This window comes from Blautia sp. AF34-10 (assembly GCF_003477865.1).
Classification (GTDB): Bacteria; Bacillota; Clostridia; order Lachnospirales; family Lachnospiraceae; genus Fusicatenibacter; species Fusicatenibacter saccharivorans.
Window position 1 is genome coordinate 115,855 of sequence record NZ_QUED01000006.1, and the last position, 20,103, is coordinate 135,957.

General features: G+C 48.8%; 22 protein-coding genes, 2 pseudogenes and 1 riboswitch. Of the genes and pseudogenes, 2 read left to right on the forward strand and 22 right to left on the reverse strand.

What is annotated here, in order from left to right; genetic code table 11:
- Nucleotides 1-126: 126 nt before the first annotated feature.
- The 15 genes and pseudogenes from DWZ60_RS05610 to DWZ60_RS05670 all read right to left on the reverse strand — a co-directional run bounded on the left by DWZ60_RS05610 (nt 127) and on the right by DWZ60_RS05670 (nt 11,139).
- Nucleotides 127-729, reverse strand: a complete 603-nt coding sequence (locus tag DWZ60_RS05610; RefSeq protein WP_022461732.1) for a folate family ECF transporter S component — start codon at nt 727-729, stop codon at nt 127-129.
- A 66-nt stretch (nt 730-795) separates the two neighbouring features.
- Nucleotides 796-895, reverse strand: a riboswitch (THF riboswitch).
- 100 nt (nt 896-995) lie between these two features.
- Nucleotides 996-1,148, reverse strand: a complete 153-nt coding sequence (locus DWZ60_RS17240; RefSeq protein WP_158576329.1) for a DUF6198 family protein — start codon at nt 1,146-1,148, stop codon at nt 996-998.
- A 134-nt stretch (nt 1,149-1,282) separates the two neighbouring features.
- Nucleotides 1,283-2,527, reverse strand: coding sequence for a glutamate-5-semialdehyde dehydrogenase (locus DWZ60_RS05615; RefSeq protein WP_117760579.1), 1,245 nt, complete (start codon nt 2,525-2,527; stop codon nt 1,283-1,285).
- Nucleotides 2,528-2,567: 40 nt separating this feature from the next.
- Nucleotides 2,568-3,116, reverse strand: a complete 549-nt coding sequence (locus DWZ60_RS05620) for a 5-formyltetrahydrofolate cyclo-ligase (RefSeq protein WP_055228183.1) — start codon at nt 3,114-3,116, stop codon at nt 2,568-2,570.
- Nucleotides 3,094-3,312 (reverse strand): DUF896 domain-containing protein, encoded by a 219-nt coding sequence (locus DWZ60_RS17445; protein ID WP_055267865.1) that lies wholly within the window; start codon nt 3,310-3,312, stop codon nt 3,094-3,096. The genes DWZ60_RS05620 and DWZ60_RS17445 overlap by 23 nt, the downstream gene beginning before the upstream one ends.
- A 278-nt stretch (nt 3,313-3,590) precedes the next feature.
- Entirely contained in the window at nt 3,591-4,751 is a 1,161-nt protein-coding gene (locus tag DWZ60_RS05625) for a DUF3048 domain-containing protein (protein WP_119221368.1), read from the reverse strand.
- 50 nt (nt 4,752-4,801) lie between these two features.
- A complete protein-coding gene (gene ybeY, locus DWZ60_RS05630; protein ID WP_055228185.1) occupies nt 4,802-5,305 on the reverse strand; it encodes an rRNA maturation RNase YbeY in 504 nt (167 codons plus the stop codon).
- Nucleotides 5,302-6,333 carry a PhoH family protein gene (locus DWZ60_RS05635; protein ID WP_117805405.1) on the reverse strand — a complete coding sequence of 344 codons (1,032 nt, stop codon included), beginning with the start codon at nt 6,331-6,333 and terminating at the stop codon, nt 5,302-5,304. Before DWZ60_RS05635 ends, ybeY begins: the two co-directional genes overlap by 4 nt.
- Nucleotides 6,320-7,480 carry a sporulation protein YqfD gene (locus DWZ60_RS05640; protein WP_119221369.1) on the reverse strand — a complete coding sequence of 387 codons (1,161 nt, stop codon included), beginning with the start codon at nt 7,478-7,480 and terminating at the stop codon, nt 6,320-6,322. Before DWZ60_RS05640 ends, DWZ60_RS05635 begins: the two co-directional genes overlap by 14 nt.
- Nucleotides 7,477-7,617 (reverse strand): sporulation protein YqfD, encoded by a 141-nt coding sequence (locus tag DWZ60_RS21110; RefSeq protein ID WP_158576331.1) that lies wholly within the window; start codon nt 7,615-7,617, stop codon nt 7,477-7,479. Before DWZ60_RS21110 ends, DWZ60_RS05640 begins: the two co-directional genes overlap by 4 nt.
- A gap of 45 nt (nt 7,618-7,662) precedes the next feature.
- Nucleotides 7,663-7,956: a YabP/YqfC family sporulation protein gene (locus DWZ60_RS05650; RefSeq protein WP_022462556.1), complete on the reverse strand. Its 294-nt coding sequence runs from the start codon at nt 7,954-7,956 to the stop codon at nt 7,663-7,665.
- Nucleotides 7,957-8,163: 207 nt separating this feature from the next.
- The gene (locus DWZ60_RS17450; RefSeq protein WP_199669401.1) at nt 8,164-8,802 is read right to left on the reverse strand and encodes a hypothetical protein; all 639 of its coding nucleotides are present in this window, start codon (nt 8,800-8,802) and stop codon (nt 8,164-8,166) included.
- A 93-nt stretch (nt 8,803-8,895) separates the two neighbouring features.
- Nucleotides 8,896-9,435, reverse strand: a complete 540-nt coding sequence (locus DWZ60_RS05660) for a DUF2284 domain-containing protein (RefSeq protein ID WP_055217961.1) — start codon at nt 9,433-9,435, stop codon at nt 8,896-8,898.
- Between the two features lie 21 nt (nt 9,436-9,456).
- A pseudogene (locus tag DWZ60_RS21115) lies at nt 9,457-10,457 on the reverse strand (alpha/beta fold hydrolase).
- Nucleotides 10,444-11,139, reverse strand: coding sequence for a YjjG family noncanonical pyrimidine nucleotidase (locus DWZ60_RS05670; RefSeq protein ID WP_055217965.1), 696 nt, complete (start codon nt 11,137-11,139; stop codon nt 10,444-10,446). Before DWZ60_RS05670 ends, DWZ60_RS21115 begins: the two are co-directional and overlap by 14 nt.
- Nucleotides 11,140-11,307: 168 nt before the next feature.
- Between DWZ60_RS05670 and DWZ60_RS05675 the strand changes: the two genes are divergently transcribed.
- Nucleotides 11,308-11,586 (forward strand): type II toxin-antitoxin system HicB family antitoxin, encoded by a 279-nt coding sequence (locus tag DWZ60_RS05675; protein ID WP_055228190.1) that lies wholly within the window; start codon nt 11,308-11,310, stop codon nt 11,584-11,586.
- A 65-nt stretch (nt 11,587-11,651) separates the two neighbouring features.
- Here DWZ60_RS05675 and DWZ60_RS05680 read toward each other — a convergent pair whose 3' ends face one another.
- A complete protein-coding gene (locus DWZ60_RS05680) occupies nt 11,652-12,347 on the reverse strand; it encodes a DNA alkylation repair protein (RefSeq protein ID WP_119221371.1) in 696 nt (231 codons plus the stop codon).
- A gap of 160 nt (nt 12,348-12,507) precedes the next feature.
- On the opposite strand from DWZ60_RS05680, the gene DWZ60_RS05685 reads away from it, so the two are divergent.
- Nucleotides 12,508-12,969 carry a hypothetical protein gene (locus DWZ60_RS05685; RefSeq protein WP_055217971.1) on the forward strand — a complete coding sequence of 154 codons (462 nt, stop codon included), beginning with the start codon at nt 12,508-12,510 and terminating at the stop codon, nt 12,967-12,969.
- Between the two features lie 64 nt (nt 12,970-13,033).
- Here the strand turns inward: DWZ60_RS05685 and DWZ60_RS05690 are convergent, their stop codons facing one another.
- The 6 genes and pseudogenes from DWZ60_RS05690 to DWZ60_RS20655 all read right to left on the reverse strand — a co-directional run bounded on the left by DWZ60_RS05690 (nt 13,034) and on the right by DWZ60_RS20655 (nt 20,086).
- Nucleotides 13,034-13,975: a GTP-binding protein gene (locus tag DWZ60_RS05690; RefSeq protein WP_118697237.1), complete on the reverse strand. Its 942-nt coding sequence runs from the start codon at nt 13,973-13,975 to the stop codon at nt 13,034-13,036.
- A gap of 57 nt (nt 13,976-14,032) precedes the next feature.
- Nucleotides 14,033-14,530, reverse strand: a complete 498-nt coding sequence (locus tag DWZ60_RS05695) for a pyridoxamine 5'-phosphate oxidase family protein (RefSeq protein WP_117812764.1) — start codon at nt 14,528-14,530, stop codon at nt 14,033-14,035.
- 26 nt (nt 14,531-14,556) lie between these two features.
- Nucleotides 14,557-15,036, reverse strand: coding sequence for a 23S rRNA (pseudouridine(1915)-N(3))-methyltransferase RlmH (gene rlmH / locus DWZ60_RS05700; RefSeq protein ID WP_117508974.1), 480 nt, complete (start codon nt 15,034-15,036; stop codon nt 14,557-14,559).
- A gap of 105 nt (nt 15,037-15,141) precedes the next feature.
- A complete protein-coding gene (gene gltA, locus DWZ60_RS05705; protein WP_022462566.1) occupies nt 15,142-16,536 on the reverse strand; it encodes an NADPH-dependent glutamate synthase in 1,395 nt (464 codons plus the stop codon).
- Nucleotides 16,536-17,423 (reverse strand): sulfide/dihydroorotate dehydrogenase-like FAD/NAD-binding protein, encoded by an 888-nt coding sequence (locus DWZ60_RS05710; RefSeq protein WP_055217977.1) that lies wholly within the window; start codon nt 17,421-17,423, stop codon nt 16,536-16,538. The genes gltA and DWZ60_RS05710 overlap by 1 nt, the downstream gene beginning before the upstream one ends.
- Nucleotides 17,424-17,546: 123 nt before the next feature.
- Nucleotides 17,547-20,086 (reverse strand): annotated as a pseudogene (locus DWZ60_RS20655) (DNA translocase FtsK 4TM domain-containing protein).
- Nucleotides 20,087-20,103: the final 17 nt, after the last annotated feature.

Genomic DNA, 20,103 nt, shown 5'->3' on the forward strand with positions numbered 1-20,103 from the left:
TCCTGCCGCAGTTCTTTTTCGCTTTTCTTTTCCGACAAAACCCATCCGCTTCCTTTTTGTTCTGGCGGACAGTACCTTTTCTGCAGATTGGTAAATGTATCGTTTTGATGGTGTCTGAATTTTTCTTTATCTCTGTGCCTGTGCAGCGGTTCTTGCATGAAACATGCGGAAGACGCCGGTCTGCTCGATCAACTTCGTCAGGCTGTAGAAAATGATGGAATCGATCGGCCACATAATCAGGTTCTTTAAGGCACGTGCCGGAAGAAGCACCATGATTCCTTTTCCATACAGCATGCTGATCCACAGGGTGTTCAGCAGTACGTTGACAGTCAGCATAACGATGAACTTGGCTGCAAGCACACGTTTGATGGTCAGTTTTTTGCGATAGTAGAAGCATCCATACATAAAAGATGCCAGCATCGCATTAAAGGTGAATCCGAAGAAGAACGGGCCGCTCGGTTTCAGGAAGTATTTTACGACATCAAGAATGCCGGAGAAAAGACATCCTGTCACTGGTCCGAACAGGTAATCGACAAGGCGGTTCGGGATTCCGGAAAATCCGATGCGGACATAAGGTCCGATATCAATCGATGCTACCTGGTTCAGAATCATCGCCAGCGCTGCGAACATGGCACAGGCTGCGAGGGTTGTGACTGCTTTCAGCTCTTTTGCTGACTGCAGAAACATGTTTTTTGTTTCTTTTGCTGTTTCATTTGCATTTTTCTGCATAAAAAATTACCTCCTTTACAGATATCTGACTACAATAGGAGATAATCTCTTGTCTCTATCTTCTGTTGCAGCGAGATGCAATTCATATACCGCAAGATTTTCTCTTTTCGTCTCCCTGGCTACTCTCTATCCCGGGAGCACTTTACGCATATGAACTTACTCTGCAGTTGTTTTTGTCCTGCTCATTATACAGTAAAATCCCCTTGGTTTCAAGAGGATTTTACATTTTTTTCTAATTTTTTACGATCAAATATCAGCCCTGCATTTTACGGTCTTTCCGGTGATAAAACGGAGACAAACGCAAACTTTTTATCCAGCAGTTTTCCCATCAGCACAATACCTTTTCCCATCGTAAAAGCAGCTGCTACCGTTCCGATTCCAAGACCTTCGATTCTTCCAAGTCCGAAGAAGGTGAGCAATGCGGCTGTTGTCTGGGCTGTTGATCCGGAAAAGGGACAGTTGGGAGTTGGTCAGTGATCGGGTGACGGGTGGTCATCAGCAATCGGTCACTGGATCAACTGGGTTGCCCTTTGACAACAAGATCTTTCTTCTTTTATTTTCGGATCTGTCCCGTTCCGTATACGATATTTTTAATCGACGTCAGCGCCAGCAGTCCCATTGGGCCTCTGGCGTGAAGTTTTTGGGTGCTGATTCCGATTTCGGCGCCGTAGCCGAATTCGAAGCCGTCGGTGAAGCGGGTGGAGGCGTTGACGTAGACTACAGCTGCATCGATTTCGTCCAGGAATTTCTGGGCGTGGGTGTAGTTGTTGGTGATGATTGCTTCGGAGTGTTTTGTGTTGTAGCGGTTGATGTGCGCGATCGCTTCGTCGATAGAGGAAACCGTTTTAATGGATACGATATAGTCGAGATACTCTTTTCCCCAGTCCTCTTCTGTCGCTTCTTCTGCTTCCGGCATGTATTCTCTTGCCTTTTCGTCTGCGCGCATTTCCACATGTTTTTCTTTTAATCGTTCCTCCAGAACCGGGAGCAGTTTTTCACGTACATTTTCGTGTACCACAATCGATTCACACGCATTACATACGCCGACGCGCTGTGTTTTTGCGTTCAGAATAATATCCACTGCCATGGAAAGATCGGCTGTCTCATCCACGTAGATATGACAGTTTCCGGTTCCTGTCTCAATGACAGGAATCGTGCTGTTTTCCACGACAGCGCGGATCAGTCCGGCACCGCCGCGCGGAATCAGAACATCGACATAGCGGTTCATCTTCATAAACTGCGCCGTCGTCTCGCGGGAGGTATCTTCGATCAGAAGCAGGGCGTCTTCCGGCACCTGCTCCTCTTTCAGTGTTTTCCGAAGAGAGGCAACAATCGCCGTATTCGAGTGGATTGCATCGCTTCCGCCTTTTAAAATCACGACATTTCCCGTTTTGAAGCAGAGTGCAAATGCATCCGCCGTCACATTTGGGCGTGCCTCGTAGATGATGCCGACAACACCGAGCGGAACACGTTTCTGTCCGATCAGAAGACCGTTCGGGCGTTTTTTCATTCCCAGCACTTCCCCGATTGGGTCGTCCAGTTCGGATACCTGACACATGCCTTCTGCCATTGCTTCAATCCGGCTTTTGTCCAGAAAGAGCCGGTCCAGAAGTCCCTGAGACATGCCTTTTTCTTTTCCATGCTCCATATCCAGCGCATTGGCCGCGATAATCGTTTCGGCGTCTGCCACAAGGTTTTCCGCTGCTTTTTTCAGCACACGGTTTTTCTTCTCCGTCTCCATGATTCGAAGCACAGGCTCCGCCTGGCGGGCTCTCGTTCCGATTTCTTCCAGCTTCATCATACTCGTCTCCTCCTCGTGTTGTCTTATCGTAATTGGCTTAACGGTAAATCTTCTGCTCTGTCACCAGCATCTGCGGCAGAACATCCGTCTCTTCAAACGGCACCGCATCAAACAGCTGAAACTCAAACGCCGCTGCAACCGTTGTAAACCCTGGATGTGCGGCAAGAAAGCGGTCATAAAATCCTTTTCCATATCCTACTCTGTGGCGCGCCGGATCAAAGGCCACACCGGGTACCAGCAGAAAGCCCTCTTCCCGCGTGCAGACCTTTCCGCCGTCCGGCTCCATAATGCCAAAATAGCCGGATTTCAGCGTGGAGAAATCTTTGATCTCATAATAAACCATATCATCGCCTTCCACGCGCGGCACAGCGACCGTCTTTCCCATTTGCAGGGCCTTCTCGATCAGATCCCGTGTCATGACTTCTTTTTTGAAGTCCATATACGCAAAAAAGCAGTCCGCATCCAGAAACTCCGGCAGAGCCGTGATTTTTTCATAAATCATACGGCTCTTTTCCTGAATTTCTTCCTGTGTGGCTGCTCTTCTTCGGGCAAAAACTTCTTTTCTAATGTTTCCTTTTGCTTCCATAGCGCTCCCCCAGATTTACGATTGTTCCGTCTTTCTCCTGCACATCAATATTGTCGAGCTGGGTACGGAGGTTCATTTTCACGGCTGCAATATATTCTCTCCGCAGCTTCTGCTGCTCTTCTTTCTCCGCCGGTGTCAGCCCCTCTGCTTTCGCCTTGCGGGCAAGTTCGTTGATTCTCTGTATATTAATTTCCATTTTCTGTATTTTTCTCCTTTGTTTCAACTCACAGTCGGTATTTTCACAGAGTCTGACATGTCGAAAATAGTTCGACTGTGACTCGCCTCATGTCAGTGGAGGATACCGATTTCTCTCCGCCTGCCACTACCGTTATGTTTCTTTTAACAATTCATCCCACCGCTTTAGAAGCGAGGGACTTGCTTGATTCGGTTAAATGACCGGATTTTCTTTTTATCTTACCGCAAAACACAGGATCTGTCCAGCCGATCTGAGAAAAATCCTGAAATCCAGCTTTATCACCGGATTTCAGTCTCATCTGCATAATTATCTAAAACAATCAGAACCCATGTTTTTCCAAGATTCAGTTTAATCTCCTCTCCATTGCTGTCCCGGTACTTTGTGACACCCCACGGATCATCCTTGCTCCATGTCACGTCGATGGCCTTTCCGCTTGTGATATACGTTCCCGTTCCGCCGTTTACCACATCGATATCGAGATATTCCGCATTGTCATCATACTTTTTCCAGGAACAGTACTGCACGATAATGTTCTTCACCGCAAGCTGTTCCTGTGTCATCTCATCGATCTGCGGTTCCCCGAACTGATAACGCAAATACGTGCCGCTCGCCTCATCGTACGAAAACCACGGATTGTTGTGGAAATATCCGCCCGGTGCCACATAGGCGGCATTTCGTCCCTGTTCCAGCGTTTCCGGTTCTGTCTCGGATGCAAACTGGAAAAATCCGTCATAACCGTCTTTGTAAGATGTCCGGTAGCCGCAGAGATCGATTCCCGCTGCAATCCCGGCCGCATCCAAATACGCATTGTGCGGCGACGGACGATCCGACGTCCGGTAATACACCTGTTCCGAATACTCCATGCCGTTCACATTGTCTATGTGATCCGATTCGAGCAGCGGAATCGCATACGCCGCCTGTCCATAGTGGTAATACAGAGCGTCAAATCCCGCTGCCAGATACACATAATATTCGCGGCAACTCCGCACCGATCCGATCTTTTCGAGATCATCATAGTTTTCAAACAGCCCCATCAGGCGCGTAATGCCGCCTTCGACCGGCGCTTCATAGATCACTCCCGCACGGCTGATACCGCTCTGCGGGCAGGCGCTGATGATATTACTCAGCATAACCGCCACCGGGCGCCTTCTTCCCTGTACTTCGGCGACAGGTTCTCCTGTCAGATAACTTTTCACCATACCTTCCGGCAGCGCATCCTCCGCGGGTGTCGGCTCAATCGCTTCCGGAACCAGCGGCTCCGGTGCCGGATCTTCGGTCGGGGCCGGAGCCGCTGGTTCCGTAGCTTTCGTTTCTGTCTTGCTTTCCCCTGCTGTCTCTTCTGAGACATAAGAAGTTCCTGCCGATGCAGTTTCCGGTGCCGTTTCCCCAATTTTCCGGCATCCGAACAGCATCATGCTTCCCAGCAGAGCAATCCCCAATGTGTAAAACCCTCTCTTTTTGATAAAGACCCCTCCTTTTCTGCTCTCAATCAGTCTCTTGTGATACCGAGACGCTGCAGCACCTCTTCCTGCTTTGCCTCCATCACGGCTGCTTCCTCCGGTGTCATATGATCATAACCCAGAAGATGCAGCATACTGTGTGCAACAAGAAAAGCAAATTCGCGTCTTAAAGAATGACCGTATTCCTCCGCCTGCGCTCTTGCGCGCGCAACAGAAATTACGATATCACCCAGCATCAGCTCACCGCTGTCCGGGTTAAAACAGTCATCTCCCTCTTCCGTCTCCAGAAAATCGAACGAAGCCGGAGAAGGATAATCTACCATCGGGAAAGAAAGCACGTCTGTCTCCCGGTCAATGTTTCTGTGTTCCCGGTTCATGGTGCGGATATTTTCCGGATCGGTCAGAATCAGTTCTACTTCTGCCTCATACGGGCACGCTTCCTGATCCAGCACACCATTGATTACCGCTGCTGCAACCTCTTCCGGATCAAATCCAAGGTCAAAATCCTGTTCATTTTCAAACGTCAGTGTCATTTATTTTCCCTCCGTTTTCTCGTCGTACTTTTTGCTCTGCCGCTGTGATTTTCCGGCTTTGCTTTCTTTTCATATTCATCGTAAGCCTGTACAATCTTCTGCACCAGCGGATGACGGACAACGTCCTTGCTCGTCAGCTCGCAGAAGGAAATTCCGTCTACTTTTTTCAGTACCTGCATTGCCACATCAAGGCCGGAGCGTGTACCGGAAGGAAGGTCCTTCTGAGAGGCATCTCCGGTTACAATGACTTTGGAACCGAAACCGATACGGGTCAGGAACATCTTCATCTGCGCCGGTGTCGTATTCTGTGCCTCATCAAGGATAATAAACGCATTGTCGAGCGTACGGCCTCGCATGTACGCGAGCGGCGCAACCTCAATCAGGCCTTTTTCCATGTTTTTCTGGAAGCTCTCTGCTCCCATGATCTGATACAGCGCGTCGTAGAGCGGCCGCAGATACGGGTCAATTTTACTCTGCAGGTCGCCAGGCAGGAAACCGAGTTTTTCACCCGCCTCAATCGCCGGACGCGTCAGGATAATACGTCCTACTTCATCGTTTCGGAACGCGGTGATCGCCATCGCCATTGCAAGGTATGTTTTTCCGGTTCCGGCAGGGCCGACGCCGAAGACGACCATCTTTTCCCGAATCGCATCCACGTACGCTTTCTGACCGAGTGTTTTCGGTTTGACCGGACGGCCTGCGACCGTGTGGCAGATGCAGTCACTGTCGATTTCAGCAAGGCTGCTTCCGCTGTCCTCCATAACAAGTGAGATTGCATAATTGACGTTCTGTGTGGTGATATCATTTCCGCGGCGTGAGAGCTCCAGAAGCTGTGTCAGACATTCCTTTGCGCGCGCTGCATTCGATGCCGGGCCTACAATTTTTAAAACGCCGTCCCGGGAGATCAGCGTAACCGCCAGGGATCTCTCCAGGATTTTGATGTGTTCATCAAACTGGCCGAATACTTTCTTTTCATGTTCGATGGGCAGTTCCATCTGCAGTTCTATCATGTTGTTATTGCTGTTCATCTACCATTGTTTCCTTTCCATCCGACATCTTCTGCATTTCGCAGGGCTGTGCTTCTACGGCCCGTTCTATCACGCGAAGTGTCCCTTTTGTGATACATGACGTATCGTTAAGTTCTATTGTAACATGATTCTCCGATATTTGAAGTCCTTTTTCTGATAAATTTCTGTGGAATTTCTGATAATTCTGCGAGGCTTTTTCTTTTGCCTCGTGTTCTGAGTAGGTTTCTTTCTGAACTTCAAAAGGAAATTTCTGACGGTAGCCGAAATAAAACGGAAGGGCAAAGTTTTCTGTCAGATAAAGCTGCTGAAGGGACACTTCCTCGTCTGCTCCATTTTCCCTTTTCTCTGTTTTCTGATCCGCCGTTCCGGTCATGCTCCGCAAACTCGCCACAAAATTCTCCGGCAGCAGATTTCCAAGGAAAAATCGGTAAGCAGAAATCTGGAATACCGGCGTTTTTTTCTCTGCTTTCTGATATGTCCGTACCGTATGGGAAAGCGGAAAGGTATCATAATAGTACCACGTCGTCTCGAGATCGATATCCGCATCTGCGTGGACATAAGAATAGCCGTACGTCTCCCCGCTGTCATTCACAAGCGGAATCTCGCCCTTTACGAGAATATCACCTGCCTGGCACGTATCGCCTGGGAGCACCTGCGGAATGCCGTTCCGTGTGATAATGCGCACGACCGTCCCTTCTTTTTTCGCCACAAGATTCTGCGGATCATCTGCTTTTTCTTCGATCACATAGCCGTCTACGTTTTCTTTTACCGCAAGGACAAGCTGCGTCCCTTCTATTTTTGCGGACACCCAGGTCAGATTGGGAAACTGCTCCCGCAGATACGATGCGGTTTTGCTGCAGTCCACTCGTTTTTTCCAGATTCCATGATGAATCCCGGCCGCATCCAGGCTGTTTAAGATCGTCTGCGTACTGTTCGCGTAGTTTCCTTCCACATGAATATTCCAGATAAACTGCGACAGTATATAAAGTCCCGCCAGACAGAGAAAAATGCCAATAAAAAACGCCTTTCTTTTTAAACTTCGCCGGTAAAAGAAAGGCAGTCCCTGTTTTTTCTGTATTCGGATGCGCACACCGCTCTTGCGGCGGATCGGCAGGAGACGGAAGAAATCTTCCGGCAGAAGGCTCATCTCAAAGCAGCCTGATGTTCTGTCACGTCCCACAGTGTGATGTTATGGTGCCCGCACAGATTGAAAAAACGCTCCGGTTCACGGCCCGTCACACGAATCCGCACATTGCCTTTCCAGAAAACCTTTCCCCTCTGCAAACGCACACCCCCTTTTCAGCATTGGAATGATTGGAATCATTACACTTATTGAAACGTCACCTGATCGATTCTCCCTTCCACCCGCATCTCCTCCCCGGAATACGAAACAATCCGGATTCCCTCTCCCACAAGGAGCAGCCTGCCGTATTGTGTAAGCACACAGAGGCGGCACGCATTATATTCCAGAATCCTGCGGTAATTTTCAATCTGCACTTCTCTCCCGCCGTAAAACGTCACAACCGGCTCGCCAAAAGCAAGATCTGACGGAACCTGCATCGCCGAAAGCAGCTCCCCGCCCGGCGGATGGAGTGATTTTTTTTGCTTTTTCTTTTTTCGCATCCAAAACCTCCTCTGCTTTGCGGGTCTGCTTTTTGTTCTATCGCTATTTTATGCAGAAAAAAGCACAAAAATACCCCGCAGCCGCTGGGGTTTCCTGCCCGATCAGGCTGCGGGGTTTCATTTCTCTTTTTTAAAAACATTTTTTGCAGGGTTCATACCCCTGGGTTTCTGCATTTTCTCTCGTCATCTGATATGCCCGATCCGGATTCATTCTGCCGCAGTTATTTTTGTTATGGTACTTCGATCCGGTCTCTGAATCCACACGAGCTGTCCTCCATACGGATCCGATTCCTGCGGAGCTTCCGTTACCTGTGGTTCTTCAGCAGTCACTGCCGGCTGCGTTTCTTCCGCTGCCTGCGTTTCAACGGTTTCTTCCGCCGCAGCTTCTATGGTTGGCTCAGGTGTCGGCGTCTCGGTCGGGTCAGCCGTTGGAGTTGGGGTAGCAGTCGGAGTCGGTGTTGCTGTCGGCGTTGGTGTTTCGGTCGGTGTTGCTGTCGGCGTTGGTGTTGATGTTTCAGTCGGGGTCGGTGTCGCTTTTTTCGTCGGCGCTGCCGTAACGCTGACGGAAACAGACTCTGCAGATGCCTTCTGTGTTTCCTTACTGCTGTACGTCACAGGTGTCAGCGCACAGGCGGAAACCAGCAGCAACACAGGAAGCAGCACAGGAAGTGCTTTCGCCACATGAAACCGTTTCTTTATCGTATTCCAGGTAACCGGAAGCAAAAAGATTCCAAGCAGCAGCAGTGACAATGCATATGCCTTCTCCTCTTTCCAGTAACCGGCTCCCGCCAGTATCATCAGAATACCGAACAGATACCTGAGAAAATTTCCTGCCTTTCTCAGCATATTTCATTCCCCCTCTTGTGTATTTTCTGAATTTCTTACAGCGAAATCCTCTACTGTAAATACGTTTGAAAGAATGGAAAATTACATCACAGATTACGATTCTTTATAGAAAATCATGCTGAACCATATGACCATATGCTCGCCGAGGTAATAATCCATCATGTTTTTTTCAATCAGGTTTGCAACAACGATGCCGTGGCTCTCGATGCATGGATGCATCAGTTCAAGATGGCGGCAGCCGCCTCTCGGGTAGGTACATTTATCGCAGAGCTGGCAGGAATCGGAGGAAAGGGCGAAGGTGAGCAGGGTTTTGTCTTTTAAATGCTGCTCGATTTCGCGTGTGATTTTTTCGTGCTCCGATTTTGTTTTTAATGTCTCATCCATATCCATGATGTTGTCCACTTCTGCGATGCTGGAGAAGAACAGAACGTGATCGTAGTTCATGCAACGCTCCTTACAGACTTCAACAGTGCCGACCGCCGGTGGGCAGGACCAGGAGGCTCCGTAGCGGGAGCACTCCTTTTTGCAGATCTGGCGGACCCGGTCATTGAATTCGATGTCCTCCGGTTTTACAAATGCATACTGATAGATAGGAAACTGGGTAATATATTCTTCGATTTCTGTCTGTGTCATTTTGTCATCCCTTCTCTTTTGTTACAGATCTTTTTCCAGAAAAGCAAATACCATATTCCAGTACGTCTGGAGCATGCGCCCTCTGGTTCCAAACAATTCATGCTTTGCGCCCGGTACTTTTACCATTTTTGCCATGCCGGGACGGCGTTCTGCCATTTTCCGGATCATCCGCTCCTGGGCACGGTTGGACACAAGATGATCGTTCTCCGCCTGAAATAAAAGGACAGGAGCCTCGATCCGTTTCCATCCGCTCCGCATCAGATCGCGGTACAGATGTGCGGCGGCATGGAGCCATCCGTAAGAAGCGGCATTTAGGTGATACAGCGGCTCTTTTTCCCGCTTCTGCTGGTAATAGAGAAAGCGCGGACGGGAGAGGGACGAACTTTGTTTAAAGCTTTCGATTCCCTGGTATGGTTTCTGTCCTACCACATACTGTGTGCCTCGTTCTGTGGCACAGGCAAAAGCTGCGATCCGTTTTGCATCGGCGAACGGCACTTTTCCGGTCAGCGGACGGATCATCGGCGAACTCAAGACCACTTTCCGGACAGATGCGGCGCTTTGGCGGCCGCTGCTGCTGCGATTCCGCCGCCCATCGAGTGAGAATAGAGAACGAGCGGAAGACCGCATGCCTCTGCTTTTGCTTTTCGTGCAACAAAGAGCAGATCTTCTACATAACGATGGTAGGAATCGACATAAACAAGCGACGGATCATCCACCAGACGGTAGCTCTTTCCGTGGCCGCAGTGTTCCGGCAGATAAACATGAAAATGCTCTTTGATAAAATAATACACGATCTCTTTATATTTCTCTGCATTTTCCGTAAAACCGTGTGAAATTACAACAACACCTCTCGGGCGGAATGCGCGGTAACGAAGAACATGAATCGGATGACCGCTCTCCCTTTCCCAGTAAAATTCTTCTGCATGAGCGGCGAGGTACGGCTCCACACCATTCTGCATCCGCTCCGCATAATTTTTTTCCTGTAATACGCGTGTTCTCATTAGCAAATCACCTGCTTTCATCCAGATACGAAAGGATATCCTGAAGATTGTCGATGGTACAGTCCGGTGTAACTTCAATTTTGTTCGGAAGATGATCCGGGTTGTACCAGCAGGTCAGGATTCCTGCATTTTTTCCGCCGCGGATATCACTTGTGAGGGAGTCGCCGACGATCACAACCTCATCCGGTGCATAACTTCCGATTTCGTTCCATACCGCATCAAAAAAAGCCTTCTGCGGCTTGTCCACACCGACCTGTTCCGAGATAAAAACGCCGTCCAGAAGCTGATCAAGCCCGGAAAAGCGGAGTTTACGCTCCTGTGCAACAGTGGTTCCATTTGTTACTGCATACTGTTTTACGGTAGCTTTCAGCTGTTTTACCAGTTCATCTCCGTGATCGCAGAAGAAAGCCTTATCGCCGAGGCGGATCTGATATTCATCATTGAATACTTTTACCTGATCCGTCGGCAATCCTTCCGATTCAAAAAATTCATGGAACCGTCCAAGCATCACCTGTTCTCTCGTAAGCTCTCCCGTCTCCAGCCGCTCCCAGTAACCGCGGTTGATCACGCTGTAGCGCTGCAACATTTCGTCCGTGCAGGTTCCCATATGAAACTTGTTGAAACAGTACTCAATTGCATATCGTTCCGACATCTTAAAATTCAGAAGTGTTCCGTCGATGTCCCACAAAATTACTTTTATCAAAGAGAAATCCTCCCTTGGTTTCATTTGTATTTTCCAATTATCTGTTTTTCATTCTAGCATAGATTACAAATACGATCAATTGTATTTTAGGCATTGTATCTTTTGAGAAAAAGTGCTACGATAAAAAAGAATTTCCGTGAAAAAGAAAAGGAAGAAGGAAGAAACACTATGAAATTTACTTATCCAGCCGTTTTTCATAAAACCGAACAGGGAACCTACGAAGGTTATTTTCCAGATCTCGCCTGCTGCTATGCAAAAGGGGATACCCTCGACGAGGCGCTGGAAGATGCCATTCACTCCGCCTATGACTGGATCTCTCTGGAACTGACGGAAGAAGAACCTGATTTTCCGCCGGTATCGGATGTGGCAGATCTCGGGAAAAGCGAAGGTGAAATTGCAAGAAATATTGCCGTCAACATCCGGCTTTTTGAGGGATGGGACGAATAAGTTCAAAAAAGAGAAAGAAAACCGTATTGCTGCGATATTCAAAACGCGGCGATACGGTTTTCTTTTTATCTCTTCCAGGTTTTCAGCATCTCTTTTTCTTCTTTGCTGATCCGCAGCGACTCTCTGATTTTCTGAATTGTTTTGTTATGTGTCCAGTCATCGAGACTGTTTTCTTTCAGCAGTTTCTGTGTTTTTTCCGGAAAATGAATATAACAGATCGATACTGCCCAGGCGACGGCCATTTTTACGTAATAGCCATCGTGATGAATCTTTTTCATCTCCTCCAGCACAGCATCGATATACGCTTCGTTGATAAAAAAGTCCAGCAGACACACAACACCAAACCGGATTTCATATTCCCGGCTGCTTTTCAGCCATTTCTGCAGATATCCATACCAATACTCCTGGTCTTTCTTCATAAAATGGCACGTTGCACAGGAGCTGTCACAGATTCCCCAGCTGTTGATCATCGGCACGAAGCGGTCCAGTTCTGCCGTCTGTTCTTCACTGGTCAGCTTTCCGTAGCCGATCATCATTCCGCGGATCAGAAGCTCCTCGTAGACTTCTGGATTAAACTGTTCGGTATAAACTTCATAATGGTCTCTTGCTGTCGCTTTTGCAATCCGTCGCGAAACCGGAATGCGGACACCAAGAATCCGACAGTTCTGTCCCGGCACAAGAGAGCTGTGAAATTCCCGGTATTTTGCATCTATATTGCTTTCCAGTTCTGCCCGAATGGCCTGCATTACTTCCTGTTCCATATGATTTCCCCTTTCTTTTCTTTCTCTTTAAGATGTTTTACACGCTTTTTACAAATGTTTAACCCTGTTATTTCTGCACTTCTGATAAGATAAAATTAAAGTAAACGATAACATCCACCCTGCCAAATGCCAGATCTTTTCCGGCTGAAAGGTGAGTCTTATGAGAAAGAAATATACATTTTTTCAAAATATTCCATTCCTGTGCAAATTTCAGAAGCAGCCAGCCCTTGCAGAAGAAGCGCCAGTTGTTTCCACAACGCTGTCTATTCCGTTTTCCGGACCCGCAGAAAGATCCTTATATTTTACCGAAAACCCGGATTTTACCGCTCCCTCTGCCGGTATCCATTCCCGTCGTTTTCCGGGAAGCCGGATCTTTCTATATTCCAGCGATCCCGAGCACGATCTTGCGGCAGTTCCATCCTCTCTTTTCGATGTGCTGCACCGCTATTTTGCCGTCCATTCACCGGATGATGTCGTTTTATGGAAAGATGGCATTCTCTCCTTCCAGACCATGGAAAATCAGCCGCAGCCGTTGACTGCTCTTTGTACACCGGATGATGCACGGGATTCCAAAATCATTCCGTTCCCCACACTGTCAGAACGGCAGCGCATTTCACAGTAACTGCTATTTAGCCAAACCAGCAGGAGCATGATGGAAAATACCCCTTTCCGTCATGCTCCATTTTTTACTTAATTCCGAGAATTCCACTAATCCGCTCTTTCGAAAGCCCCGCGCCGATTACAATCAGCACTTCCTGGCTCTCCGGCACTGCCTGGAATGTCATCTGTTCCCGCGTCGCATTGATTTCGCTCCACACAGTTTCGCCCGTCTTTACAATTCCTTTGATCCGGAATACATTGCCGCATGATGGATCCGCAAAGATTGCTTCTGCTGCCTTTTTCAGCGCTTCTTCCGTAATCTTCGGCTCCAGAAAGCAGAGCGAATCAAATGTCTGCTGCTCGCCGAAATCCAGCTTCCGGTAATCCTCCGAACGGTAACTACATTCGGAGAGCATTTTGAAATCATCCTCTGTCAGATCATCCCAGTTTTTCTGTAAAATTTCTGCATCAGAAAACTGTCTTCTGCAGCCTGCCTGCTCGAGCGTGCGGTTCAGATGGGCAATCGTTTCTTCTTTCTTTTCCTCCGAAACATTCTGTACTTTGCTCAGCACGATTTTACCAGCGTTCGCCGCCTCGGAAGCCAGCAGATACTCTTCTTCCTCCGACAGCTTCTCATCGAGCCCGGCATCCAGAATCGTGATGACGCTTCCCGCCTCATACCAGCGGTTCAGCGGCTCGTCATACAGCGTGTCAAAGAACTCATCCACATCGTAAATCCCCGACGGTTCCACGAGAATGCGGTCGTAGCCGCTCATGCCCATCGAGATCAGTTTCGTGCGGAATCGTCTGCGGTGTGTCTCTTTGTCGCATCCGCCGGAAATCATCTCCAGCTCGCACTGATCGCCGCGCAGTTCCTGCAGAAGCAGCATATCCACATTGACTGCCCCAAAATCATTCTCCAGGATGCCGATGTTCTTTCCCTGTGCCATCAGATACTTTGCGTACTGTTTCAAAAAAGTCGTCTTCCCTGAGCCAAGGAAGCCTGTAATCAGATCAATTTTAATCATTTCTGCTGTCCTTTCTGCTGTCTTTTTCCGTCTGCAGCCTGCGGAGCTTCGAACACTCTATTTTCGTCTGCGCTCTTTGCCGGTAAATATATCGATGTCTATGCGCCATACGGCAACGCGCTCCACCATCTCCGGCAGAAAAGCGATCTTCGCCTCCGGTGCGATATGCGCCATGATTTTTTCCAGGCCTTTCTTCTTTACCTCCGGATCTGTCACCTCCGTGATGGTTCCGTTTCCCATGATACTGCGGTACGCATAGGAATACGCACACGTATAGTCACCTGTAATCACTTCATGGTTGTAATCCATCTCCACCGCCACGCGCGGATCCGCTGCAAATGCAGCCGCCTTCCGCCCTTCTTTTGCCCCATGCAGGTACAGACAGACGTGAAGAGTTCCATCTTCTTCCCGGACATCATATCCATAATTCATCGGCACGATAAACATGCCTTCCTCATCCATCGCCCCGATCCGCACAACCTCGCAGCTTTCCAGAATTTCTCTTAAAATTTCAGGATCTGTAATCTCCCGCTTTTTTAAACGCATTTCACGCATCGCAATCACACCTCTCTTATTCGCAGCTATTTATGATATGGCTCCCCGCAGTTAATGCGGTAGCTCCGGTAAATCTGTTCCAGCAGAATAACCCGCATCAACTGATGCGGAAATGTCATTTTCGAAAAACTGAGCGCATAGTTCGAACGCTTCAGAACTTCCTCGCCAAGCCCTAAGGAACCACCGATCACAAAAATAATATGGCTCGTTCCCTGCACGCCGAGCGTATCTATTTTCTGGGCCAGCTCCTCGGATGTGAGCTGTTTTCCCTTAATTTCCAATGTAATCAGATAAGCGTCATCCCGGATATATTTGAGAAGGCGCTCTGCTTCTTTGTTTTTGATATTTGTCTCTACGGTTTCACTCGCGTTGTCCGGTGTCTTTTCATCCGCCACCTCGATAATTTCCAGCTTTGCATAGCGGCTGAGGCGCTTCGAATACTCGGCAATCGCATCCCGCAGATATTTTTCTTTGATTTTTCCTACTGTCAATACTGTAATTTTCATTCTGTAATCTTAAAACCCTTTCGGATATCTGTCAAAAACACCAAAAGCCATATAGATCACTTCTTGTCCGCGTCTATATGGCTTTTAGTTTAGAAAAGCAATGCCTTATGCATTTTTGCTTTTGATATACTCATCAATTCCTTTAGCTCCGGCTTTTCCGGCACCCATAGCAAGGATAACGGTTGCTGCACCTGTTACAGCGTCACCGCCGGCGTAAACGCCCTCTTTGCTGGTCTTTCCGGTTTCTTCCTCAGCTACGATACATTTTCTTCTGTTGACATCCAGACCGTAGGTGGTGGAAGAAATCAGCGGGTTCGGGGAAGTACCAAGAGACATGATAACTTCGTCTACTTCAATTTCGAACTCAGATCCTGGAATCTCAACCGGTCTTCTTCTTCCGGAAGCGTCCGGCTCGCCAAGTTCCATACGGATGCAGCGGATACCGGTTACCCAGTCTTTGTCGTCGGTCAGAATTTCTACCGGGTTGGTCAGAAGGTCGAAGATGATACCTTCCTCTTTTGCATGATGAACTTCCTCTGCACGGGCCGGAAGCTCTGCCTCAGAACGACGGTAAATAACGTGTACCTCTGCGCCGAGACGAAGTGCGGTTCTTGCAGCGTCCATAGCTACGTTGCCGCCGCCGACTACAGCAACTTTCTTGCCGTGTGCGATCGGGGTATCGTAATCATCGCGGAATGCTTTCATCAGGTTGTTTCTGGTCAGGAACTCGTTTGCGGAGAATACGCCGTTTGCGTTCTCACCCGGGATTCCCATGAACATCGGAAGGCCTGCACCGGAACCGATGAAGACTGCTTCAAATCCTTCGTCTTTTAACAACTCGTCGATGGTAACGGATTTTCCGATGATAACGTTGGTCTCAATTTTAACACCGAGAGATTTTACGTTCTCGATCTCAGCGGCAACTACTTTGTCTTTCGGAAGACGGAACTCCGGAATACCGTAGCTTAATACACCGCCGGCTTTGTGAAGTGCCTCGAAGATGGTTACATCGTAGCCAAGTTTTGCAAGGTCTCCTGCGCAGGTAAGACCTGCAGGGCCGGAACCGATAACCGCGATCTTGTGGCCGTTTTTCTCTGCTGCCGGAACCGGTTTGATACCGTTTTCTTTTGCCCAGTCAGCAACGAAACGCTCCAGTTTACCGATGGAAACAGCGTCGCCTTTGATTCCGCGGACACATTTGCCCTCGCACTGGCTCTCCTGCGGACATACACGGCCGCAGACTGCCGGGAGTGCACTGGACTCACCGATAATTTTGTATGCTTCCTCGAAGTTTCCTTCTTTTACCTGTGCAATGAATGCCGGAATGTTGATATTAACCGGGCATCCTGTGATACATTTTGCATTTTTACAGCCCAGGCAGCGCTGTGCTTCTTCTACTGCTTCGTCTTTGTTGTATCCAAGACATACCTCGTCAAAATTTGTGGCACGTACCTTCGGCTCCTGCTCACGTACCGGTACTCTGTTTAATCCCTTTGCCATTATTTGTCACCTCCGCACTGGCCGCATCCACCGTGATGGGTTGCGCCTTCCTGGTATCTTAAGAGAGCTCTTCCCTCTTCTGTCTTATACATCTGCTGACGTTTCATAGCCAGGTCGAAGTCTACCAGATGACCGTCAAACTCCGGTCCGTCTACGCAGGCAAATTTTACTTCATTGCCTACCATTAGACGGCAGGCACCGCACATACCGGTTCCGTCTACCATGATCGGGTTCATGCTGACAACGGTCGGGATGTTCAGTTCTTTTGTCAGAAGACATACGAATTTCATCATGATCATCGGTCCGATGGCAACACAGACATCATACTGTTTGCCCTGGTTCTGTACAAGGTCGCGGAGTACATCGGTACCCATACCTTTTCTTACGTAAGAACCATCGTCTGTGGTTATGTACAGATTGCTGACAGCAGACATTTCTTTCTCGAGAATAACGAGATCTTTTGTCTTTGCTCCGACAATGGCGTCAGCAGTGATTCCATGCTCATGCAACCATTTTAACTGCGGGTAAACCGGTGCAGTTCCAACACCGCCGGCTACGAATACGATCCGTTTTTTCTTCAGTTCTTCGATATCTTCGCTGCAGAACTCGGACGGCTGCCCCAGAGGTCCTACGAAATCCATGAAAGCATCTCCCGCTTTGAGATCTTTCATTTTTTTGGTAGATTCTCCGATCGGCATGAATACGATGGTGATAGTTCCTGCTTCTCTATCGTAATCACAAATGGTCAGAGGAATTCTTTCTCCTTCTTCATCTGCCTTGACAATAACAAACTGTCCAGGGAGGCAGTGCTGTGCTACTCGCGGTGCTTCTACTACCATACGGTAGATATTATTCGCGAGCATTTCCGCTTCTTGAATCTTGTACATAATATCCTCCTAATCTTGTTAGAAATATTTTAACAAAAGCACGACTTGGATTTTCGCGCATTTTATGTTAATACTTTATCACGTTTCCGGTTATTTGTAAACAACGGACAACATCTTTTCCCATCATCCGTGTTCCTCCAGATAATTTTCGAACTGTTCCATGGACATCAGAACTTTTCTCGGCTTGGTTCCTTCCTCCGGTCCTACAACACCGGCATCCGCGAGCTGGTCCATGATTCTGGCCGCGCGGTTGAAACCGATTTTCAGCACTCTCTGGAGCATGCCGATCGATGCCTTATCTTTTTCGATGATAAATTTTCCGGCTTCCACGAAGTAATTATCGCGGTTATCTCCGCCGCCTGCGGCAGAACCGCCATCCAGGCTTACGGTGTGAATCCGTTTTTCGATATCCGGATCATAAGCGTTCTCGCCGTAGTGATCTTTTAAGTAGGCAACGACATCGCTGACCTCTTTATCCGAAACAAAGGATCCCTGCAGACGGGCCGGTTTCTGGTAATCCTGCGGCTTGTAGAGCATATCGCCTTTTCCAAGCAGTTTTTCCGCACCTCCCATGTCGAGGATCGTACGGGAATCTACGCTGGAAGAAACCGAGAATGCAATACGGGACGGCATATTTGCCTTGATAAGACCAGTGATGACATTGACGGAAGGTCTCTGTGTTGCAATAATCAGATGGATGCCGGCCGCACGGGCAAGCTGTGCCAGACGGCAGATCGCATCCTCCACTTCTCCCGGCGCAACCATCATCAGGTCGGCAAGCTCATCCACGATAATGACGATCTGCGGCAGTTTTTCCGGTTTTTTGCCGTTTTCATCCGGCGGCAGCTCGGCAACTTTTGCATTGTAGCCTTTCATATCGCGCACGTTGAATTCCGCAAATTTGTTATAACGGTCTGTCATCTCCGCAACCGCCCAGTTCAGAGCTCCGGAAGCCTTTTTCGGGTCTGTGACAACAGGAATAAAAAGGTGCGGAATGCCGTTATAAACAGAAAGCTCAACGACCTCGGGTCGATCATGATCAGTTTGACGTCTTCCGGTTTTGCCTTATAAATAATACTCATAATCAGTGTGTTGATGCAGACCGATTTACCGGAACCGGTCGCACCGGCGATCAGAAGATGAGGCATTTTCGCGATATCTGCGATGACCGGCTGACCGGCGATGTCTTTTCCGACAGCAAAGGCCAGATTCGAAGAAAAGTTCTTAAACTCCGGTGTTTCAAGAAGATCACGCAGCATCACGGCCGTGTTCGTCTTATTTGGAACCTCGATTCCGACTGCGGATTTTCCCGGGATCGGTGCCTCAATGCGGACATCTGCTGCTGCAAGACTCAGCTTGATATCGTCGGTCAATCCGACAATCCGGCTTACTTTCACGCCCTGTTCCGGCATCAGCTCATACCGTGTGACGGTCGGTCCGCAGCTTACGTTATTGACTGTAACTTTGACACCGAAGCTGTCCAGCGTCTCCTCCAGTTTCCGCGCTACTTCCCGCAAATGCGCATCGGAATCGCCCATGGCACCGCGCATCCCTTTTTTCAGAAGATTCATCGGCGGTGTTTTGTACTCCGGCCGCTTTTCCTCTGCTTTTTTCCCGATTTCCTGACGAATGCCGTCTATATCCGCCTCGATCTCTTCACAGGAAGACCGCGGATTTCTCGTATGATCCGCAGACGTTTTCTCTTTTTTCGCCTCTTCTGCAGCTTGCCGTGTCATCTCCGGTCCTGTCTTTTCCGGCTCTTCAGCCGGCACAGAACCACGGTGAATCGAAAGCTCCGGCATCTCCATCTGATGGGTATCGTCGTTTTCGTTTAAATCAGCCTTCGATTCCACATGAGAAAGAAGGCGGGATTTCTTTTTCTTCCCGGCTTTTTTCGGTTCCTCCACTGGCTCAAGAATCAGCTCTTTTCCTTCCTCTTCCTCCATCGCAGCTTGGCGCGCCAGACGCTCCTGGCGGCGCTCCTCCGCCATCCGGCGGTGGTCATTCGTCTTTTCATGGATCGGCGCGAGAATCGGCTTCTGCGTCATCACGATCACGGAAATCACGATGGCGATCACAATAATCACCCACGCGCCGATCTGGCCGAATCCCATGCCGAGAATTTTCACGACAGACCCTCCTAAGATTCCTCCGCCGAGATGATCGTAGGCGCTGTCAAAATAGTAATCCAGAAATGTCGTATCTCTCGTATAGCCGGACGCCAGAAGCTGCATAAAAGCGCAGAAAAAGACGAAACAGCTGATCGCTCCCCCGGTTTTCCGCACAATTAAAAAGTTCTGTCTGTTTGCTATGTAAAATGCTGTTCCAAAGAAGATCAGAACCGGTGCTGCCCACTCTGTCACGCCGAAAAGGCCGAAAAAGAAGTCGCAGACAGCCTGTCCGATCACGCCGCCCATACCGAAATTACTGAGCATCAGCAGAATCGAAACAGCAAGCACGGAAAGCAGAATAATTTCTGCGCGCACTCCCTCGTCCATCGGCTCACGGACTGTGTTTTTCCTTGTGCCGGAGGTACGTTTTGCGGTACTGCTCTTTTTCACCGTTGTTTTTCTGGCCGTTGTTTGGGTCTGTTTCTTTTTTGCTGTTCCGGAAGCAGAAGTTTTTTTCTTTGTCTTCCCGCTTCCCTTTGTTGTATTTGCCATGCAGAACTTCTCCCCTT

What these genes read in the sequence shown, in the direction of transcription:
- DWZ60_RS05610 (WP_022461732.1), bottom strand. Translation starts at nt 729, where the DNA reads ATGCAGAAAAATGCAAATGAAACAGCAAAAGAAACAAAAAACATGTTT.
- DWZ60_RS05615 (WP_117760579.1), bottom strand. Translation starts at nt 2,527, where the DNA reads ATGAAGCTGGAAGAAATCGGAACGAGAGCCCGCCAGGCGGAGCCTGTG.
- DWZ60_RS05620 (WP_055228183.1), bottom strand. Translation starts at nt 3,116, where the DNA reads ATGGAAGCAAAAGGAAACATTAGAAAAGAAGTTTTTGCCCGAAGAAGA.
- DWZ60_RS17445 (WP_055267865.1), bottom strand. Translation starts at nt 3,312, where the DNA reads ATGGAAATTAATATACAGAGAATCAACGAACTTGCCCGCAAGGCGAAA.
- ybeY (WP_055228185.1), bottom strand. Translation starts at nt 5,305, where the DNA reads ATGACACTGACGTTTGAAAATGAACAGGATTTTGACCTTGGATTTGAT.
- DWZ60_RS05635 (WP_117805405.1), bottom strand. Translation starts at nt 6,333, where the DNA reads ATGAACAGCAATAACAACATGATAGAACTGCAGATGGAACTGCCCATC.
- DWZ60_RS05640 (WP_119221369.1), bottom strand. Translation starts at nt 7,480, where the DNA reads ATGAGCCTTCTGCCGGAAGATTTCTTCCGTCTCCTGCCGATCCGCCGC.
- DWZ60_RS05650 (WP_022462556.1), bottom strand. Translation starts at nt 7,956, where the DNA reads ATGCGAAAAAAGAAAAAGCAAAAAAAATCACTCCATCCGCCGGGCGGG.
- DWZ60_RS17450 (WP_199669401.1), bottom strand. Translation starts at nt 8,802, where the DNA reads ATGCTGAGAAAGGCAGGAAATTTTCTCAGGTATCTGTTCGGTATTCTG.
- DWZ60_RS05660 (WP_055217961.1), bottom strand. Translation starts at nt 9,435, where the DNA reads ATGACACAGACAGAAATCGAAGAATATATTACCCAGTTTCCTATCTAT.
- DWZ60_RS05675 (WP_055228190.1), top strand. Translation starts at nt 11,308, where the DNA reads ATGAAATTTACTTATCCAGCCGTTTTTCATAAAACCGAACAGGGAACC.
- DWZ60_RS05680 (WP_119221371.1), bottom strand. Translation starts at nt 12,347, where the DNA reads ATGGAACAGGAAGTAATGCAGGCCATTCGGGCAGAACTGGAAAGCAAT.
- DWZ60_RS05685 (WP_055217971.1), top strand. Translation starts at nt 12,508, where the DNA reads ATGAGAAAGAAATATACATTTTTTCAAAATATTCCATTCCTGTGCAAA.
- DWZ60_RS05690 (WP_118697237.1), bottom strand. Translation starts at nt 13,975, where the DNA reads ATGATTAAAATTGATCTGATTACAGGCTTCCTTGGCTCAGGGAAGACG.
- DWZ60_RS05695 (WP_117812764.1), bottom strand. Translation starts at nt 14,530, where the DNA reads ATGCGTGAAATGCGTTTAAAAAAGCGGGAGATTACAGATCCTGAAATT.
- rlmH (WP_117508974.1), bottom strand. Translation starts at nt 15,036, where the DNA reads ATGAAAATTACAGTATTGACAGTAGGAAAAATCAAAGAAAAATATCTG.
- gltA (WP_022462566.1), bottom strand. Translation starts at nt 16,536, where the DNA reads ATGGCAAAGGGATTAAACAGAGTACCGGTACGTGAGCAGGAGCCGAAG.
- DWZ60_RS05710 (WP_055217977.1), bottom strand. Translation starts at nt 17,423, where the DNA reads ATGTACAAGATTCAAGAAGCGGAAATGCTCGCGAATAATATCTACCGT.